This window comes from Mucilaginibacter mali, from assembly GCF_013283875.1.
Lineage (GTDB): Bacteria > Bacteroidota > Bacteroidia > Sphingobacteriales > Sphingobacteriaceae > Mucilaginibacter > Mucilaginibacter mali.
Genome location: NZ_CP054139.1, coordinates 2,513,139 through 2,530,554, shown reverse-complemented (window position 1 = coordinate 2,530,554; position 17,416 = coordinate 2,513,139). Strand labels below are relative to the sequence as shown.

Sequence of the window (17,416 nt, the reverse complement as noted above, 5' to 3'; positions counted from 1 at the left end):
GATGCAAGTTTAGCCCAAATCTTTCAAAAAGCCTAAAAGTATTATCTGTATGTTAAAATAAATTCACTGCAATAGTGTATAAATTACACTATTGGTATTTGTTTGATAAAAAGCGTATTTTATACGTAGATGAGGCGGAGGATTGCTCAAAAAGTAGTATGTTTGCATAGTATTTATCACCAACAAAATATACTGCATGAAAACTAAAATAGCGGTAGCAAATGGCGATGGTATCGGCCCGGAAATAATGGATGCCGTACTGCGCATATTTAAAGCCAACGATGTTAAGTTAGAATACGAATTTGTTGAAATGGGCAAGTCCTATTTCGATGCAGGCCATTCTACCGGGATGACCGCCCAGGCCAAAGAAACCATCGAAACCTTAGGCTTGTTGTTTAAAGGCCCTATGGAAACCCCCAAGGGCAAAGGTGTAAAAAGTATTAACGTTACCGCCCGTAAAGTATGGAATACCTATGCCAACCAGCGCGATTTCCGTACGCTGAACGGTGTAGATACTGTTTTCTCTAAAGCAGGCATCCCCATCAATATCACCATTGTACGCGAAAATATAGAAGATACCTATGGTGGTATCGAGCACTTGCTCACCTACGACGTAGCCGTTGGCCGCCGTATCATCACCCGCCCGGGTTCAGCCCAGGTAATTCGTTACGCCTTCGAAATGGCTAAACGCAAGGGCTATACCAAACTGGCCTGCGCCCACAAGGCCAATATCATGAAGCTGACCGACGGCATGTTTTTGGAGGTATTTAAAGATATCGCCAAAGAATATCCTGAAATTGAAGCGACTGATATCATTGTTGACGACCTGTGCATGAAACTGGTATCGCGCCCGGAAATGTTCCAGGCCATTGTGCTGACCAACCTGCAGGGCGATATCGTATCCGACCTATGCGCAGGTTTGGTAGGCGGCTTAGGCTTCGCGCCATCGGCTAACATCGGCGATAATATCTCGATATTTGAAGCTGTGCATGGTACAGCGCCGGATATCGCTGGTAAGGGTATCGCTAACCCAACGGCGCTGTTGCTTTCGGGTATCTCGATGCTGCGTTATTTAGGTTACAGCGCTAACGCTGCCGCTATTGAGAACGCGTTGTTGTATACTTTAGAGCAAGGCGTGCACACCGGCGATTTCGGCGATAAGTCGATCCCGGCATCAAACACCAACCAGTTTGCCGATGCCATCATCGCTAACTTAGGTAAAGTGCCTGCCAACGGCGGCGTGTTTGAAGATACCAGCTTTGAGGTAAGTAAGGATATCCAGGAACACCTGATCAAAAATAAACTGACCGCCACCGAAGGTGTTGAAGAAGAAATGATAGGTGTGGACGTGTTTGTTGAAGTAAATATGCAGCCTGATGAACTGGCCACGATAGCCAAACGCAGCCTGCGCTTTAACGAAAACTTCGACCTGGTGATGATATCTAACCGTGGTACACAAGTTTGGCCAACCGGTTCAATCTATACCGAACTTGTGAACGAATACCGGATCCGTTTTGAAAAGAAGGAAGGCCGTCAGATCAAACAAAAAGAGATCCTGCACATAGCCGCCGACCTATCTGAAGAAGTAAAGGTTTGCTCGGTAGAGTTCCTGATGAACTTTGGCGGCAAGATAGGCTATACGCTGGCACAGGGGCAGTAGTTTACGATTGAAGATTAGAGATTAGTTAATCAGAGATTAGTAAAATAAAACGGCAGGTTTATAAAATCCTGCCGTTTTTAGTTATATGAAAGTCTAATCTCTAATCTTTAACCTCTAATCACTGACGCCAATACTTCCCGGCAATAAAACTTATAGGAAAACCAAAGGCTGCAATTAACGCCGCCATATTTTTTAGCATACCAACCAGGTTTATTGGCCTGGTTACAATGTGGCTTAAGTAGGGCACTACCAGCAGGTTCATGATCAGCCATATCACAATGCCGATAAGAAAGGCCAGCACTATCTTGTTACGCACAACACCAATAAGTGTTGGGTAGAGTTTGAAAAATATAAAAGTGAATATCAGCGCGATAAGATAATGGAACAGGGCACCGTAAACTACCATCTCTGTACCGCCTGCCGCTACCGCTTCCCGGCCAAAAAATCCCCCGGCAATATATTTGAAAATGGCAGCGATGGGTACACCCGGATTGATCACCATAGCGGCTATAGCATCAAGCGTGCCGCAAAGCAACCAGGTGAGGATAATTTGTTTGATCAGGCCGGGATTTTGGGTTTTGCTGGTCATAATAGTTTGTGTTTAAGGTTTTTAAAGATAGGGTAAAAACTAAAAAATGCAATAGACGGCGTGGATGTGTAAATGGAAATGTGCGAAAATCACCCTATAAGGGGGAGGTGAATTATGTTCAGAATACCACTAAAAACAGGGATATAAGATTTAAAATACTGCGGAATATTTATACATTGGCTTTATAAATGTCTGCCGAAAATACCATATCTATACCGAACCTTTTATCCCGGCAAGGAAAAATCTATTGTTTTGCCGACGATTGTTTAATTGTAAGTACCGACGCTTATCCGGATGCTAAAATGGTGATACCGAGAGAAAAGGTACTCTCCTTAAGATTTGGGGTTAAGTGGATAAAAGGATTATACTTCCCTATTGGGAGGCATTTTAATATTGAACTGAAGCTGGATAATAATGAGATCATCCCGCTAAAATTTTCAAGTTACTATGGGATAAAGAAAGACCTTTATACCGATAAGTTTGGAGAATTGATCAATGCGGTTTGGGCAAACCTATTCCAGCCCGATCTGTTGGATATTGCCGAACGGTTTAAAAAACGGGAAGCCTTGTTTATCAGTGGTGTGGAGTTTAATCACCAGGGTGTTTGTTGGAACGATAACGAATTGATTCCCTGGGATAAGGTGCAGCTAAGCAATTACAAAACGTATTTTGCGATACGCCATGCAGATAACGCCTTGTTTAACAAAAGCCTGAGGTTTTCAACAGATTGGGACTCTTATATGCTACAGCAGGTAATTAAAAATATTTTGGAGCAAAGAGCCAAACACGCCGATCAGAAATATTCAGTTAACCTAAACTGATCAGCTGCTCACCCTCAATCTTTTTCTGCAATTCCAGAATAGCGCCAATTAAAGCTTCCGGGCGCGGAGGGCAACCCTGCACATAAACATCAACCGGTATCACCCTGTCAACACCTTTTACCACATGGTAGCCATGCTGCCAGTAAGGCCCGCCACAGTTTGAGCAGGAACCCATGCTGATGACATATTTTGGGTCGGGCATTTGTTCGTACAGGCGCTTGATGCGCTCGGCCATTTTAAAGGTAACGGTGCCGGCTATAATAATCACGTCGGCCTGGCGGGCTGATGGGCGGGGGAATACGCCAAAGCGGTCGAGATCGTAAGTTGATGCCATTGACCCCATCATCTCTATCGCGCAGCAGGCAATACCAAAACTCAGCGGCCACAGCGATGACAGGCGCGACCAGTTCATCAGGTCGTTCAGCTTGGTTACCATTACACCGCCATTCTCGTTCATGCTCTCAGGATTCATTTTCTGGCTTTTTAAATGATGGTTTAAACATGGGCTTTCTTACCGGCGGCGTTGCAGGCGTTGTCGCAGAAGTTTCGGTAGCAGGAGCAGTTGAAGGAGTTGCGATCGGCACCTGGCTTGTCGCGATTTCCTTTTCGGTTAAGGCCGAAAAGGCTTTTATTGTGTAGTTGCCTTGCTCGGTATTCAGTTTATCGTATAACGATGCCGGGATCAGTACGTTGGTATGTGGTATTTCGGCTTCGGGTTTTATCCAGTTCAGGTCGCCTTTGCGCCAAACGTAAACTAAACCCAATATCAGGATGCCCATAAAAATTAACATTTCTATCAGCGTAAACTTACCCCAACGGCTATCGGCGGCTATTAACTCGTGGCTGCCAAAAATAGTTGCCCAGGGGATGATGAACACCATCTCCACTTCGAACAGCAGGAAAACCAATGCAATCACATAAAAACGGGGGTTAAACGGGATCCAGGCGTTACCGGTGGGCTCCTCACCACACTCGTACGATGTCAGCTTTTCAGGATTGGGCTTATCGGGCGCAACCAGCTTACCAACAAACAGGGTTACAGCCACCAAAACAAATCCGGTAATTATAAACACCAATATCTTTCCAAATTCTGATATTTGCGAGATTTCGCCCATGGTTGCAAACTTAATAAATACATCTCAATTTGATGCCATAATTATTGGCGGCGGCGCCTGCGGACTGATGTGTGCCGTGCAGGCCGGCTTTTTAGGCAAGCGTGTACTGGTGCTGGAAAAAAATGATAAAGTGGGGGCCAAGATCCTCATCAGCGGTGGCGGGCGCTGCAATTATACCAACCTGTACGCTTCGCCGCAGCAGTTTGTCTCGGCCAATCCACATTTCTGCAAATCGGCATTTGCGCAATGGACGGTAGACGATACTGTCAGCTTCTTCGAGACATACGGTATCATCGGCAAGGAAAAAACCTTAGGACAACTGTTTCCCGAGAGCGATAAGGCACGGGATATTGTAAACGTGTTCACCAATTTATGCGCCGATATGGGGCAGGAGATCTGGTGCGATACCGAAGTGAAAAGCATTGAAAACAACGGCGATGATTTCACCATCACGTTCGAACGACAGGGCAAAACATCAACGACAAAAACGCCTAAAGTAGTTATTGCCAGCGGCGGCCTGCCTATTGCTAAAATGGGCGCTACCGATTTTGGCCTGCGTACAGCCCGTAGTTTCGGTATGGAGATCGTGTCCACTGCCCCGGCCTTAGTGCCGCTAACCATCACCGGTAAAGACCAGCCCTGGTACGAGCAGCTATCGGGCAACAGTATTTTTTGCCGGGTTTGGAACGATAGGGCCAGCTTTGAAGAAAACATACTGTTCACTCACTGGGGACTCAGCGGCCCGGCCATCCTGCAAATTTCATCATACTGGCGGCCGGGTGAAAGTATCATGATCGACCTGTTGCCTCATCAAAATATCATTGAGGTAATAGAGCAGGAGCGTAAGTTGAATGGTAAGAAGCCTTTGCTGGCCTTAATTGCCAACCTGTTCACCCGCAAATTTGCCGACGCGTTGAGCAGCCGGCTACCTGCAGATAAGAACCTGGCATCATTAAATAAAGCCGAACTGGAAAGCCTTAACGAACTCATTCATCAATTTAAAGTGAAGCCCGCCGGCGATAAGGGATACGATAAAGCTGAGGTAATGCGGGGAGGAGTTTCTACAGATGAGTTGTCATCGCGAACGCTGGAGTCCAAAAAAATCCCCGGGTTGTTTTTTGGCGGTGAGTGTGTAGACGTTACCGGCTGGTTAGGAGGCTATAATTTTCAGTGGGCCTGGGCAAGTGGCTATGTTATAGCACAGTATTTGTAAACAAATTGTCATATCAACATTATTGATGTTAAGCTATTGTAAATAATAGTTGATATATTAATTTTGTAACGTATTTGTTTCAAATGCCCAGGAAACACCCCTTTTTAACCAACTATAGATTGGTGTGCGCGCTTTGGATCGCAGTAGCTGCTTTCTGCGCGTATTACAAGTATAAACCCAACATGTATAACAACTATGTTATATTTAAGCAGGTATATTTTCATACCGTAGCCCAAACCGACCTCTATAAATTATATCCCGGCGAATATTACGACTCTAACCATTACGGCCCTGTTTTTAGCATGTTTGTTGCGCCATTTGCATTAATGAGCGATGGGTGGGGACTCTTATTCTGGAGTTTACTCAATGCCGTGTTGCTGCTTTGGGCTGTAGACACCTTGCCTTTATCAAATAAAGTGAAAATGCTTATCCTGCTGTGTAGTAGTATAGAGTTTGCTAATTCGGTACATAATATACAGTTTAACCCAATTATCACAGCTTTTATTATTTTTAGTTTCAGGCTGGTTCGTAAGGGGAAGGATGAATGGGCTACCTTGTTTATTGTATTAGGTGCGCTGATCAAACTATATCCCATAATAGGCCTGGCATTTTTCATGTTCTCTAAAAACAAGGGCAAATTTATTGGCTATACCGTATTTTGGTTCGCGTTTTTCCTGGTGTTGCCGGCGGTAATATCAAGCCCGCACTTTGTAGTGCAGTCTTATACCGATTGGTACCATTCGCTGTTGGATAAAAATCATCAGAATATAGGTTTTGGCGCCGCGCAGGATATTTCGTTCATGGGGGTTTGTCGCCGTATGGTAGGCAACCCTTACCTGCCAAATACGCCATTCCTGCTGTTTGGCGCCGTGGTATTTGGGCTACCGCTGCTAAGGTTCAGTCAATTCACTGCGCTTAAATTCCGTTTGAGAGTGTTGGCTTCAGCATTACTTACGGTAGTATTGTTTAGCACAGGTTCCGAGCATCCTACTTATGTTATCGCTGTTACCGGCGCTATGTTGTGGATGTTTTTGCAGGATAAGCCGTTTACCACCCGCAATATCATTATTCTGGTATTATTACTGGTGATCACCGGGCTTGGCCTTACCGATGCTTTCCCTAAATATCTGCGCGAAGAAATTGTAAGTAACTACGTGTTGAAAGCCTGGCCATGCATCATCGTATGGTTTATTTTATCATACGAACTGATGTTTAAAGACTTTACCGCTAAGGAAGGCATCAGACCAGACCAGCCCCAATACTATAAATTGCTGGATAAAAAGCCGGACGGTAAATTAGCGACCGCGTAGCTTATCTGCCTGAATCAGAATTTTCAGGATTTACGAATAAACAAAATTCTGAAAATCCTGACATCCTGAAAATTCTGATTCAGGCAATTATTTTTGATGCGCCGCCTTTAGCTTCTTAAAATATTCTATCAAGCCATTCACATTACCAACGGTGAACTTGCCGCTGCGGATCGCTTCAAGGGCCTGGGGTTCATCGCCCATAATATCGCTCATTACATCATTAAAATTTTCTACCGTCAGCTGGCTCATTTCGGCAGTGTTGGCGCCGAAGTAATAAGTGATCTTATTATTTCCGTTACCGCCTCCGTAGCCGCCCTGCCCGCCACCATAACCAACGCCAACGCCGCCATAGTTGCCAACGCCAGTACCAATGGAGATCCCCGGGTGGAAACTGAAGCCACTGCCCCCGCCCCCGGCTTTGCCACCATTAATAACGTATAGTTTGGTTTCCTCGTTCAACACCACTTTTACAAAATCAAGTTCCTGTTTAGTCCAGGTTTCGTTGTGAGGGGCATGGGCTACCACAAAGCTGTCGGGGCCGATGACATAGCATTTGATATCGCTGGCGCTGAGACGTGTTTCGGTGCCTTTGGGGTTATCTTTATAAACAATAAAGGCTTCATCTTTCATCGGCGCTTTGCCCGATGGTGACGGGTTGATCAATCCGTCAACTTTCTGGCCACGGGTATCGATAAAGAAGCCCGGTTGGAATTTTTGTGATTTTGCTGATACGAAAGTCAGCATTAAAATAAAAATGATTAAAATTGGACGTACCATAACTGACACAAATAACGCACATTTTTAATATTTATGATAACTGTTGATCTGCGCAGCGATACCGTTACCAAGCCTACCCCGGGCATGTTTGAAGCAATGATGAACGCCAAAGTTGGCGATGATGTTTTTGGCGAAGACGAAACCGTAAACGCACTTGAAGCCAAAGCCGCCAAAATGTTCGGCATGAAAGCCGGGATCTTTTGCCCGTCGGGCACCATGACCAACCAGATAGCCATTAAATGCTTCACCCAACCGCTTGATGAACTGATAGCCGACCAAACCGCGCACGTGTACCGTTACGAGGGTGGGGGTATCGCCTTTAACTCTGGCGTATCAACCCGTTTACTGGATGGCAACCGTGGCCGCATCACTGCCGAAATGATCGCGCCCGAGATAAATGCCGAAAATATCCATTTCCCGCATACCAGTTTGGTCGTGCTGGAAAATACGGTAAATAAAGGCGGCGGCAGTTGCTATACCCTAAATGATATTGCCCCCATAGCCGATCTGTGCAAAAGCAAAAGTTTAAAGCTGCACCTGGATGGCGCCCGCATATTTAACGCATTGGCTAACACAGGTGATAAAGCGCTTGATTACGGTAAATATTTCGACGGGATATCTGTTTGTTTATCAAAGGGTTTGGGCGCTCCGGTTGGATCGGTACTTCTGGCCGATGTGGCTACTATTAAATACGCCCGCCGTATCCGTAAAGTGTTTGGCGGTGGCATGCGCCAGGCAGGCTTTTTAGCCGCAGCCGGTATCTACGCGCTGGATAACCATGTGGAGCGCCTAAAGATAGATCATGCTCATGCCGGTATTTTAGCTGAAGAACTAAGCAAATGTGCCTGGGTTACCAACGTATTGCCTGCTGATACCAATATCGTACTGTTCGATACCAAAGAACCGGCTGATGTTATCGTAAATAAATTAGGGGAGAAGGGCATCATTTGCCTGCCTACCGGGCCAAATCGTATCCGATTTGTACTGCACCTGGATGTGCACCCGGAGCAGGTGGAGTATACGGTTGGGGTGTTGAAAGGGCTTTAACCCCCCGGCCCCCTAAAGGGGGAGTTGGAAAGTAAAAGGGCGCCGCGTATCCGGCGCCCTTTTTTGTATTGCATATCCGTATGCACATGGTTCCCCCTTTAGGGGGTTAGGGGGTTAACAACCCATCCAGCGTTACCGAAGCATAATACATAGCCTCGATGGTTGGCCCGCCGGCGTATTGGATATAGCGCTTGTTGAACAGATCGGTGCCGCCGATTTTAAAGGTGGCGTTGTATACCGGCACTTTAAAGGTAACCTGGGCATCCACCGTGTTGATGGATGGCACAGTCCCGGTTACCAAAGGGCTTTCCCATAAATAGGCCTGCTGCCATTTATATACGATGTTAAAGCCCACATTTTTTGCGATCTCGCGGTTACCGAAGGATACGTTGCCCGACCATTTTGGCGTATTAAAGCCGGTTACAAAAATATCCGATGCCGATTGCGCCTCCATTTTATTAAAGCTGGCATTGCCCGATATGGTGTAGCGCTTGTAGAAATTATAGCTAATACCGGCCGATGAACCGTAGTTATTATAGATGTTTTTAGCATTGGTATATACCCGGTAACGGCTTTGGCCCTGGCTGCCGGCATTATTGGCAGTGGCGGTAGTAGGGTCGCGGTTGATATCCAGCATGGCCAGTACGGCGGCATCGGTGCCTACAGTAGTTCCATTAGGTACAAATACTTGCACTTGCCCTAAGAAACCATTGTAACGGTTAGCGTAAGCATCAATATCTACAAACACTTTGTTATCTAACAGGATGCCTTTATAACCTACTTCGAACGAGGTGATCTGCTCTGGCCTTGCCTTTGGCAGATCGGCTACCTGCAGAATATTCCGGTTGGCTAAAGCAGTTGCATCAGTACCGCTGGCCGCACCCGGGGCGGCGTTTACAGCAGCGTTAAATGCCGCTACTGATGATTGGGTGTAGCTATTACCCAAATAACCCAATCCATCATTAATAAATGGAAGACTACCCACACGCTTTACACGACCATTATTTACGTAAGATAAGGCCTCGAATAATGCCGGGAAACGGTAACCATTCTGAAAGGTAAACCTGAAGTTATGATTCTCAACCGGCGAATAAACGGCTGCCAAACGCGGCGTGAATTTCGGATCGTAATATGGATTATAATCACCACGGATAGAACCAAACAGCTTCAGCTTGTTATCGAACAAGGTTTTGGTAACCTGAGCAAAGCCGCCGAATTTTTTGTAATAAACATCTTTGCCAAAACTGCCATCGGCCAGTGGGGTGTTGCGGTCGGCAATAGGGCGGCTGAAATCCACAAAGTTATTGCCATCGGGGATGATCTGGTAAATACGTGCATCGCCACCCACCAATAAGTCGAAGATCTTTACCTTATCGGCTAAGTCCCATTGTGCCTCTGCATTATACAGATGGCTTTTTTGCACCAGTGCCGCACCACCCGTAACCGGCGCGTTTGGTATCAGGCTGGATTTAATATCCCAATTATTGATACCGATGATGGTCTTCTTCAAGTCGTTAAAGGCTGCGGTGCCCGGTTCAACCCGGCCGGCATCTGCCGCGGCACGAGCGGCATTGTTCGCGTCGGCAAAGTTGGCTGCGGTCAGGCCGCCGTGGCTTGTACCGTAAGCGGTAAGCGCATTCTTATATAAAGTTCCCCAGGCAGAGTTGCTGGCATGGTTCAGATCGAGATTATCGGCCAGCGGCTTTACGTTGTAGCTGTCGCCGGTGTTCTCTATCGATTCGTAAGCGCGTACTAAAAAGTCTTTGCCTTTAAGTTCTATTTTATGGTTTTGAACTGTCGCGCCGTTCAATGCTATTTTGTTACCACGCTGAAAAACGCCATCCATACGGCCAAAGCGATAGGTGTAGGATAGCGTAGTGGTTGGATTTAATTTGTAGGCAAATGTACCGTCAAACTTCAGGTTTGATACTTTGGGATCAACCAGGTCCACCTCGTTATAGCCAGTACGGGCAACTGTTAGGTTAGGGCGGGCAATGCCATCAACGGTGATGCCTTTTATCACTACGGTATTACTGCCGGCCAAAGCGTCATCGCCATATTTATTCCAGCCATCGTAAGCGGCATTGCTGCCATATAATTCTGGGTAGGCGGGGTTAGCGGTTTTCAGGTTGCCGGGGTTTTGGTCGTTCCGCGTGTTCGATTGCCAGTCCTGCCCCTGCAGATAACTGAAGTTCAATTTAAAGGCAAATTTGTCGTTATAAGCTTTGGCGTATCGCAATGCATCCTCAGTTAGTACACTTGGTTTTATACCGATACCATCCACATGATTAACGCCGGTGCGATGATAAAAACTAAGGCCCTGGTATTTAAAGGGATCTTTAGTGATCAGGTTTGATAAGCCATTTAGCGCGTTGGTACCATACAAGGCCGCCGCAGCGCCGGGAGTGATCTCGATACTGGCAATATCCAGCTCGGTTGGGCCAATTGCATTACCTAATGGTACACCCAAAGTGGCCGACTGCATATCCACTCCATCCGTCAGCTGCATAAAACGAAAGTTATTAGGACTGTTAAAACCGCGGGTATTGGGTACTTTAAGCGTTAAACTGGTAGTGGTCATCTGAACGCCTTTAACGTTCTCCAGTGCATCGTAAAAACTGGGCCCGGGCGATTGTTTAAGCGCGCGGATATCCAATTTCTCGATAGCCACCGGCGATTTAAGCAGTTTTTCTTCCTTGCGGGATGCGGTAACCACCACTTCGTTAATGAGTAGTGATTGTGCACTTAACTGGATATTTAACGCTGTCCCGGTTTTATTGATCAAAAACTCTTGCGGCTGATAGCCAACGGCTTTAAATATCAGCGTATAAGGGAGCTTAAGACTGGTTGTTAAACTGAATTTGCCCGTAGTATCGGTAGCGGTGCCGGTTGTTGTGCCTTTTATGCTGACGGTAGCGCCAATAAGCGGCTGGCCTTTATCGTCGTTTATTTTACCGCTCAGGATATACGATCCGTTAAGTTGTGCAAGTGCGGTGAGCGGAAAAAGGGCAAAAAGAAGCACAACAATTTTTAAATTGCTTGTAAAGAGTTTCATGAAGTGTTTAAGTGTGATGATTTTAAATGAATACTGGTGTTGATAAACGTTTGTTTAGCGACAGCAACAACAGCAGAAGAGGGGCGATGATCTTAACATTGTATATAAAGTCTATCGATTTAGTAGTACAAATGTAAACAGATTGAGACCATCTGCAAGAATTATTTTCAAATAAATATTAAATTATTGATTTTTAGTTTTTTATGATAATCTGAGGTGTCAATCTTAATATGTCGAAGACTATGCGGGTAGGTCCGTCCACCCGGTTTTCCAGGTGAGGAAACCATAAAGGTTTATTCCACCAGTTCCTTTATTGCTCTGTCGTATCTGTATGATTATAGATTTATGGGTTGATGGAGTGCCGGCCATTGTTATTGATCTGATGTTAAATTTAATAAATATTTATAAATCATTGTTAAGGAGGTTTTAAGCGTTATTTTAATAGTTTTATAGATTAAGCTAAGTAATATGGTAACAGAAGAAAGCTTGAAGGAGAGATATGCTAATTTAGATACAGCAGAATTACTGATCATAATTGCAGATAAAGGCAGCTTTACGCCGTTGGCTGTAAGTATAGCACAACTGGAGATTGAGAAACGGGGCGTATCCGGAGATGTGATTGAGCAATTCGAAGAGGAATTTGAAAAATTAAACAGGTTGCACCCTGAAGATTACCTTGCCGATTTAAAGGTTTGGCATAAAGTGGTATTTTTTATAGTCTGGATCCCGAATTTTTCATCGTCCATCAGGCGTGCTGTAATCGGCGACGGAGATATACTGCGTGCCCAGCAAGCCAATTATTATATGGTAACGGGATTTTTTTCATTATTTATTGCTGCGGGCGCCGATTCGTATTTACCCGGTACCTGGTTTCCTGCGCTGTGGGCGACTGCATTTTTGCTGGTTTACCTGTTTGACAGAGGTTATAACCGTAAAAGGCAGGAGCACGATATTCAAAAACGAGTGGATAAGAAAGGCCCATCATCCAACTTTTTTTGAATGATCTCCTGTATCAGCCCAACCTCATTTTATTGTGATATTTTTAAAATGACGGATTATTTGGATTTAATCTGATTTATTTACTTACCTTGCACACTTTATATAAATAATACCATAATACAATGAACGAAGGAACAGTAAAATTTTTCAATGTAACAAAAGGTTTCGGCTTTATCACCCCTAATGGCGGTGGCCAGGACGTGTTTGTACATTCGACAGGCCTTATCGACGAAATCCGTGAAAACGACAAAGTTAACTATGAAGTTGAGAACGGACGTAAAGGCGTAAACGCAGTAAATGTAAAAGTTATCTAAGTATAATAATACCATCAAGACCGTTTCAGCGCCCCGCTCCAAAAGAGTGGGGCGCTTTTTTTGTGTATACAAATGTAGAGACACGATACCTCGTGTCTCTTTATGCTGCCCTCTAACCGGGAGACACAAGGTATCGTGTCTCTACAAAAAATGGTTTGATTTCTGTCTCTGTGTCCTCTGTGCTACTCCCTCCGTGCTCTCTGTGGTTAATCACCACCATCCCTAACTGTTAAATAACGTTAAAACCCCTGTTAAAGAAAGTTAAATGGCATACAAGGCATCGGTTTTTAAGGTTTATTTGAGGTATCAGAACCTGCACAAACCATGAAAAAACTGATCCTGTTGCTATTGCTTCCGGCAGTGGCGCTATGTCAAAACAAAAAACCTGAGGATTTTGGCTATCGCCACCTGCAGATGGTTTATAAAGACTTGCCGGTGGATATCCTTATCCAATCGAAAAAAGGCGACGAAAAAAAGCGGAAGCCTATTCTGCTGTTTGTGCAGGGATCGTTGCCTATTCCATTGATCATATTAGACAAAGCCGATAAGCCTTACTTTGTATTTGTTTTTAAGCCCGATAGTTTACTCAATCAATATCACCTGGCTATTATCGGTAAGCCGGGCGTGCCGGTAATTTGTCATGATAGCTTACTGACTAAAGATTATTGCTATAACGATCTCGCTACGGGCCTCTTTCCGCACGTTTATCAGCAGCATAATTATATTAACTACTATGCCGAGCGCGACGCGGCGGTGCTGAAGTTTTTGCGCAAGCTGGATATTGCCGATCCGAAGCAGAAGATCGTTATCGCCGGGCATTCCGAAGGTGCTACTGTTGCTGCCAAACTAGCCTTAATATCAACAGATGTAAGCAAACTGATCTATGGTTCGGAAAACCCCTTCGGGCGCATTATGACCGAGATAGAGCAGCAGCGCGAACTTGACCCCATGGGCATTAAAACCGAAGCTATTTTTAAAGACTGGCAAAGTATAGTAAACAAGCCAAACGACCTAAGCAAAAAGAAGGGTGATACCAATAAGGCCACTTACCAATCATCTATTCCACCCATCGAGTATCTACAGCAACTAAAGATCCCTGTGCTGGTAGTTTATGGCACCAAAGATCACTCGGGCAAGTATAACGACCTGTTGCGGATAGAGATGATCCGCATACATAAAACCAATTTTACCTTTAAATGCTATGCCGGGCTTGATCATAATTACTTCCCCACAAAACCCGGCGGCGGGGCCGATACTGAGGTGTTTAACTGGGATAAGGTGGTGCTGGACTGGCAGGCGTGGTTAAACGGTAAAACAGAGTTGCATGCATTGCAATAAGCTAAAAAAATTAATTATTGGTAAACATAGCGGCAGGGTTTTTGTTGCTTTTATATCATCTATCTAAAATAAATGAATATGAAAGATCAAACTAAAATTATCGCGGCGCTTTTAGTGGGTGCTGCGGCTGGTGCCGCCATAGGTTTATTATTTACCACCGATAAAGGCGAAGAAATACGCGGCGAAGTAGCCGATTACATTAACGACCTGGTTGAAAAATCGAAAGAAAAGGCGCAGCAAACCGCTGGCAACCTGCGTGGTTATGGCAATGATATTGCAGACCGTGCCAAATCCAGAATTAATGGTATGGTAGGTAACCTGTCTGATTACCGCGACCAGGTGCGCGATTCGATAAAAGCTACGGCAGGCGATTATACCGACCGCGCTACCGAGTTTGGTGAAGATTTGCTGAGCAACGCCAAATCGAAAATTAAGAACGTGGTAAACGATGTAAATAACAACGTGCAGGGCGTATAAAGATCAATAATATACCAACCGCCGCGTCAAGCGCCCACGCTCCCTCCGGATAACATTCAAGCGTGGACGCTTGAACGTGCGGTGATATAAAAATAAACGGGGGATTTTTAAATCCCCCGTTTATTTTTTATTGCCTCATTACCTCAAAATCCATCATCCCCGGCATGCCGATAGGCGCACCCGGTGGCATCTCCAGTGCCGGTTCCGGTTGAAATTTATCCGGGTTGCGTTCAAACTCCTCAATTTCCGACAGGCCGAAGTAAAGGGCTGCCTTTTGTTTAGTCTCGGCTGCGGGCAACTTGCCGGTCATCCAATCTTTTAGTTCGTGCACTTTTAGCAGGGCCTCGCCGCGCACGTTCTCTCCTGTGCGGGCATCAGCAGCCAGCATCAGCAGATGCTTTAGCACCAGGTTGTTAACCAATATTTGCAGTTGGCCTTTATAGCCGGTTGGCAAAGTGGCCTTCCAGGTTTGGTCTATCATTTTATCCAACACGGCCATTAAGCCGGGTTGCTTGCTGTCGCGGGCGTTGTATTCAATTAAACGGGCGGCGCGTTCGTTGCTGAGCATGTAGGCAATGGTGGTTTCGGCAGCGGTTTCAGCGGCAGCAATCGGATCAAACGTTGGCCCGGTATGCCCGCTAAATGTTTCTACGCTACCCGGGAAGCCTGATGGGCGCGGCGGGATCTTTTGAATCAATGCTTCGGGCAGGGCCAGCGCATCGGGGGTAATGGTGGCCATCATGGCATCAAAAGCACGCCATTGCTCGGCGGGTTCTACCATCTTTGTTGGCTCCTGGCCATCATTCTTTACCGCATGGGTAAAATATAAGCCGCCGATAGATTTTGCCACAGCTTCCAGTTGATAGCGGTGCAGCAGGTACATCGGCACCAAAACCTCTTCAAGTGTGGCCATGGGCGCACCTTCGCGGATAGCTTTTTCCGAGAAATTATCCAGTACCTTGCGGCGGATGGTCATCAGCTTATTTAACTGGTCGATAGGGTTAACGCCGTCTTCCCATTGGTTAGCCATAGGGTGCGCGTTGCCGCCGATATCCGGGATATATTTAAAGCCCTGAGCCAGGGTTTCCTTCATGATCTTGTCCAGCGCGGCGTTCTCATCCACATTTTTAGGGAAGTCGGAATACCCCCAAATAATGGCCCGTTTATCCCAGCTGCCAATGCCTTTTGCGTAGGCATCGCTTAGGTCGATGGTACCATCGGTTTTCATATTAAAACGCGGGTAGGGATAATCCATTACCGATGCGCGGTCTTTAGGGCTGGCCGCGAAGTTGTGTGTTAAGCCCAGCGTATGCCCAATTTCGTGCGCCGATAACTGGCGGATACGGGCCAGCGCCATTTCCTCCATTTGCCTGCTCACCGGTTTGCCGTCAATATAAGGCTGTAGTAAACCCTCAGCTATCAGGTAATCCTGGCGATGACGGTCGGAACCCAAGGTTACCACGCCCTTGATGATCTCGCCGGTGCGCGGGTCAATGTACGATGCTCCGTAAGAGAACGCGCGGGTAGGCGTGCCCGAACGGGTAACCCAGTTTACCACGTTATAGCGGATATCCATTGGGTCAGCACCTTCCGGAAGTTCTTTAACAAGGAACGCGTTTTTAAAGCCGGCCGCTTCAAAGGCCTGGTTCCACCAGGCACCGCCTTCTATCAGGGCTTTTTTAACGATGGGTTGCGCGCCACGGTCGATGTAGTATACAATAGGTTCAACCGGTTCGCTAACGGCGGCCGACGGATCTTTTTTAATGAGGCGATGGCGCTCGATAAATTTTTTGGTCAGCGGTTCGCTCATGGGCGCGGCAAAATCCAGGTACTGGAAGTTGAAGAAACCCGAGCGGGCATCAAACTTGCGCATCTTATAACCCGGTTCAGGCAGTTCGATAAAGGCCTGGTGTTCGTTCAGCGTAACCGAACCGGGATCAGGCGCCAAACGGCCACGACTTGGGCCGGCAAATGTAAGCATCGCCTCAAATTCGGTGTTTTTAGGAAAGTTTTTGGTGTTATCCATATAAACGGCTGAACGGGCATCATCCAAACGGTAGCCGCCGCCACCACTCGTACGGGCGCCACGCACAGCCGCTGCGCCGGGGTTAGCCGCCCCCGAACCCATATCGTCGCCTACGTGCATCACATCGCGTACTACAAAGGAGGTAAAATCAACCAGTACTTTATCGCCCTCAATAGCTGCAGGGGTAAAGCCAAACAAAACCGACTTGGCAAAGTTATGCTCCACGGCCTTCACCTCGTCGGGGTTGCCGTTTACAGCGCGGTAATTGGTCACCGGCTCCACCAAAAATATCTTCGGGCCAACTTTTACAAACTTGGTAATTACCGATGAAGCCTGCCCGCGCTCGGCACCGCCATTGCCCACACCATCCACCAGCGAACTGAAGTACAGGAATTCCTTATCAAACTTATCTATCTCCAGGTAGATCTTGCCGCTCTTTTCATCGTAGTAAAAGTTAAAATAGCCGTCAAACTTTTTCAGGTTTTGGGTTACAGCGGCAATGGTGGTAGCGGGGCCGCCCGGGTTAGCTCTGCCTTCGCCCGGCCGGTTTTGGGCATAGGTAAGTGCGGATGCAGAAAGCGCGGCGCAAATAAAGAGTAAAGTTTTTTTCATAAACGTTTTGTTTGGGTTGGGATGCATAAAAACACATCAATTGGTCTTCGTAAATTTAATGAT

The 17,416-nt window shown here is 46.2% G+C and carries 15 protein-coding genes; 9 read left to right on the top strand and 6 right to left on the bottom strand.

Going from position 1 to position 17,416, the window contains the following annotated elements; translation table 11 throughout:
• Positions 1 to 196: 196 nt before the first annotated feature.
• Positions 197 to 1,660 (top strand): isocitrate/isopropylmalate family dehydrogenase, encoded by a 1,464-nt coding sequence (locus HQ865_RS10670; RefSeq protein WP_173414893.1) that lies wholly within the window; start codon positions 197 to 199, stop codon positions 1,658 to 1,660.
• Between the two features lie 118 nt (positions 1,661 to 1,778).
• On the opposite strand, the gene HQ865_RS10665 is transcribed toward HQ865_RS10670, so the two are convergent.
• The gene (locus tag HQ865_RS10665; protein ID WP_173414892.1) at positions 1,779 to 2,249 is read right to left on the bottom strand and encodes a hypothetical protein; all 471 of its coding nucleotides are present in this window, start codon (positions 2,247 to 2,249) and stop codon (positions 1,779 to 1,781) included.
• A gap of 188 nt (positions 2,250 to 2,437) precedes the next feature.
• Between HQ865_RS10665 and HQ865_RS10660 the strand changes: the two genes are divergently transcribed.
• Positions 2,438 to 3,070: a hypothetical protein gene (locus HQ865_RS10660; protein ID WP_173414891.1), complete on the top strand. Its 633-nt coding sequence runs from the start codon at positions 2,438 to 2,440 to the stop codon at positions 3,068 to 3,070.
• Here the strand turns inward: HQ865_RS10660 and HQ865_RS10655 are convergent.
• Together HQ865_RS10655 and HQ865_RS10650 are read right to left on the bottom strand one after the other, a co-directional pair.
• Positions 3,057 to 3,542, bottom strand: coding sequence for an NADH-quinone oxidoreductase subunit B (locus tag HQ865_RS10655; RefSeq protein ID WP_173414890.1), 486 nt, complete (start codon positions 3,540 to 3,542; stop codon positions 3,057 to 3,059). The genes HQ865_RS10660 and HQ865_RS10655 overlap by 14 nt on opposite strands.
• Positions 3,532 to 4,185, bottom strand: coding sequence for an NADH-quinone oxidoreductase subunit A (locus HQ865_RS10650; RefSeq protein ID WP_173414889.1), 654 nt, complete (start codon positions 4,183 to 4,185; stop codon positions 3,532 to 3,534). Before HQ865_RS10650 ends, HQ865_RS10655 begins: the two co-directional genes overlap by 11 nt.
• On the opposite strand from HQ865_RS10650, the gene HQ865_RS10645 reads away from it, so the two are divergent.
• Positions 4,184 to 5,398: a BaiN/RdsA family NAD(P)/FAD-dependent oxidoreductase gene (locus tag HQ865_RS10645; RefSeq protein ID WP_173414888.1), complete on the top strand. Its 1,215-nt coding sequence runs from the start codon at positions 4,184 to 4,186 to the stop codon at positions 5,396 to 5,398. The genes HQ865_RS10650 and HQ865_RS10645 overlap by 2 nt on opposite strands.
• 182 nt (positions 5,399 to 5,580) lie before the next feature.
• Positions 5,581 to 6,708, top strand: a complete 1,128-nt coding sequence (locus HQ865_RS10640) for a glycosyltransferase family 87 protein (protein WP_173414887.1) — start codon at positions 5,581 to 5,583, stop codon at positions 6,706 to 6,708.
• Positions 6,709 to 6,795: 87 nt separating this feature from the next.
• On the opposite strand, the gene HQ865_RS10635 is transcribed toward HQ865_RS10640, so the two are convergent.
• The gene (locus HQ865_RS10635; RefSeq protein WP_173414886.1) at positions 6,796 to 7,452 is read right to left on the bottom strand and encodes a hypothetical protein; all 657 of its coding nucleotides are present in this window, start codon (positions 7,450 to 7,452) and stop codon (positions 6,796 to 6,798) included.
• Between the two features lie 66 nt (positions 7,453 to 7,518).
• Here HQ865_RS10635 and HQ865_RS10630 point away from each other — a divergent pair, with 66 nt between their 5' ends.
• Entirely contained in the window at positions 7,519 to 8,532 is a 1,014-nt protein-coding gene (locus HQ865_RS10630) for a threonine aldolase family protein (RefSeq protein ID WP_173414885.1), read from the top strand.
• Between the two features lie 106 nt (positions 8,533 to 8,638).
• Here HQ865_RS10630 and HQ865_RS10625 read toward each other — a convergent pair whose 3' ends face one another.
• Positions 8,639 to 11,587, bottom strand: coding sequence for a TonB-dependent receptor (locus HQ865_RS10625; RefSeq protein ID WP_173414884.1), 2,949 nt, complete (start codon positions 11,585 to 11,587; stop codon positions 8,639 to 8,641).
• Positions 11,588 to 12,055: 468 nt separating this feature from the next.
• Here HQ865_RS10625 and HQ865_RS10620 point away from each other — a divergent pair, with 468 nt between their 5' ends.
• From HQ865_RS10620 to HQ865_RS10605, 4 genes are all read left to right on the top strand, one after another.
• A complete protein-coding gene (locus tag HQ865_RS10620; RefSeq protein WP_173414883.1) occupies positions 12,056 to 12,586 on the top strand; it encodes a hypothetical protein in 531 nt (176 codons plus the stop codon).
• 122 nt (positions 12,587 to 12,708) lie between these two features.
• On the top strand, positions 12,709 to 12,900 hold the full coding sequence (locus HQ865_RS10615; protein WP_173414882.1) for a cold-shock protein: 192 nt from the start codon (positions 12,709 to 12,711) through the stop codon (positions 12,898 to 12,900).
• 324 nt (positions 12,901 to 13,224) lie between these two features.
• Positions 13,225 to 14,238 carry a dienelactone hydrolase family protein gene (locus HQ865_RS10610; RefSeq protein WP_173414881.1) on the top strand — a complete coding sequence of 338 codons (1,014 nt, stop codon included), beginning with the start codon at positions 13,225 to 13,227 and terminating at the stop codon, positions 14,236 to 14,238.
• A gap of 78 nt (positions 14,239 to 14,316) precedes the next feature.
• Positions 14,317 to 14,715 (top strand): YtxH domain-containing protein, encoded by a 399-nt coding sequence (locus HQ865_RS10605; RefSeq protein WP_173414880.1) that lies wholly within the window; start codon positions 14,317 to 14,319, stop codon positions 14,713 to 14,715.
• A gap of 127 nt (positions 14,716 to 14,842) precedes the next feature.
• Here HQ865_RS10605 and HQ865_RS10600 read toward each other — a convergent pair whose 3' ends face one another.
• Positions 14,843 to 17,353, bottom strand: coding sequence for a zinc-dependent metalloprotease (locus HQ865_RS10600; protein WP_173414879.1), 2,511 nt, complete (start codon positions 17,351 to 17,353; stop codon positions 14,843 to 14,845).
• Positions 17,354 to 17,416: the final 63 nt, after the last annotated feature.

Bases quoted from the DNA above. Each gene is read 5' to 3' on its own strand.
- HQ865_RS10670 (WP_173414893.1), top strand. From the start codon at position 197: ATGAAAACTAAAATAGCGGTAGCAAATGGCGATGGTATCGGCCCGGAA.
- HQ865_RS10665 (WP_173414892.1), bottom strand. From the start codon at position 2,249: ATGACCAGCAAAACCCAAAATCCCGGCCTGATCAAACAAATTATCCTC.
- HQ865_RS10660 (WP_173414891.1), top strand. From the start codon at position 2,438: ATGTCTGCCGAAAATACCATATCTATACCGAACCTTTTATCCCGGCAA.
- HQ865_RS10655 (WP_173414890.1), bottom strand. From the start codon at position 3,542: ATGAATCCTGAGAGCATGAACGAGAATGGCGGTGTAATGGTAACCAAG.
- HQ865_RS10645 (WP_173414888.1), top strand. From the start codon at position 4,184: ATGGTTGCAAACTTAATAAATACATCTCAATTTGATGCCATAATTATT.
- HQ865_RS10650 (WP_173414889.1), bottom strand. From the start codon at position 4,185: ATGGGCGAAATCTCGCAAATATCAGAATTTGGAAAGATATTGGTGTTT.
- HQ865_RS10640 (WP_173414887.1), top strand. From the start codon at position 5,581: ATGTATAACAACTATGTTATATTTAAGCAGGTATATTTTCATACCGTA.
- HQ865_RS10635 (WP_173414886.1), bottom strand. From the start codon at position 7,452: ATGCTGACTTTCGTATCAGCAAAATCACAAAAATTCCAACCGGGCTTC.
- HQ865_RS10630 (WP_173414885.1), top strand. From the start codon at position 7,519: ATGATAACTGTTGATCTGCGCAGCGATACCGTTACCAAGCCTACCCCG.
- HQ865_RS10625 (WP_173414884.1), bottom strand. From the start codon at position 11,587: ATGAAACTCTTTACAAGCAATTTAAAAATTGTTGTGCTTCTTTTTGCC.
- HQ865_RS10620 (WP_173414883.1), top strand. From the start codon at position 12,056: ATGGTAACAGAAGAAAGCTTGAAGGAGAGATATGCTAATTTAGATACA.
- HQ865_RS10615 (WP_173414882.1), top strand. From the start codon at position 12,709: ATGAACGAAGGAACAGTAAAATTTTTCAATGTAACAAAAGGTTTCGGC.
- HQ865_RS10610 (WP_173414881.1), top strand. From the start codon at position 13,225: ATGAAAAAACTGATCCTGTTGCTATTGCTTCCGGCAGTGGCGCTATGT.
- HQ865_RS10605 (WP_173414880.1), top strand. From the start codon at position 14,317: ATGAAAGATCAAACTAAAATTATCGCGGCGCTTTTAGTGGGTGCTGCG.
- HQ865_RS10600 (WP_173414879.1), bottom strand. From the start codon at position 17,353: ATGAAAAAAACTTTACTCTTTATTTGCGCCGCGCTTTCTGCATCCGCA.